Raw genomic sequence first — 923 nt, forward strand, 5'->3', positions numbered from 1 at the left:
TATTCATTTTAGATTTATGATTTATGATTTCAGATTTATGATTATCATCCTCCCTAACTAGCACTTTTATTAATCGTAATTCATAAATCGTGAATTAATCAATTTCTTTCGGTAACGCCTCCAGCATTTGCCGGGCGGAACCGATTCTCGAGTTTTTCTTGTCCTCGACTACCCGACCGTCACGGAGTAATATGTTGCGACTACTGAACTCCGCTATTTCAGGGTTATGTGTCACGAAGATAATCGTTCTCCCCTCGGCGTGCAGGCGCTGGAATAAAGCCAGAATCTCGTAAGAAGTGCGGGTATCCAAATTACCCGTCGCCTCGTCGGCAAGCAAGATAACAGGATCGTTCACCATGGCACGGGCGATTGCCACCCGTTGTTGCTGTCCACCGGACATCTGGTTGGAACGATGATTCACCCGGTTCTCCAAACCTACCGCCTTCAAGGCGTTCAACGCTTTCTCTTTTCTTGCCCGTTTGGAAACGGACGGGTTATACAACAAGGGTAATTCCACGTTTTCCAATGCCGTAGTCTTGGGCAACAAGTTGTAGGACTGGAAAATAAAGCCTATCTTCAAGTTCCGGTAGGAAGCCCTGTCATTTTTCCCCATCTCCCGCACGGGCTTCCCGTCCAAGTAATACTCCCCCGACGTGGGAATATCCAGACAACCCAGCATATTCAACAAGGTGGATTTGCCCGAGCCGCTTGTTCCCATGATGGTCACGAATTCTCCCGCCCGAATCGAGAAAGATACCTCTCTCAAGGCGTGTACAGTTTCCGAGCCCACCTCGAAATCCCGACAAAGATTTTCTATTTTGATTATATCTTTCACCTGTAGATTCATATAACTATGATACAATTAGATACGACTAATGTGGCCGCTGTCCGGTCATGTTAGGCATCAAGGGATTTCCACCCGG

1 protein-coding gene is annotated in these 923 nt (G+C 47.0%); it reads right to left on the bottom strand.

Annotated elements, in window-relative coordinates:
- Positions 1–94: 94 nt before the first annotated feature.
- Entirely contained in the window at positions 95–835 is a 741-nt protein-coding gene (locus tag L0M98_RS22520; protein ID WP_227217896.1) for an ABC transporter ATP-binding protein, read from the bottom strand.
- Positions 836–923 lie beyond the last annotated feature (88 nt).

It is taken from the genome of Butyricimonas sp. DFI.6.44 (assembly GCF_022132345.1).
Lineage (GTDB): Bacteria > Bacteroidota > Bacteroidia > Bacteroidales > Marinifilaceae > Butyricimonas > Butyricimonas muris.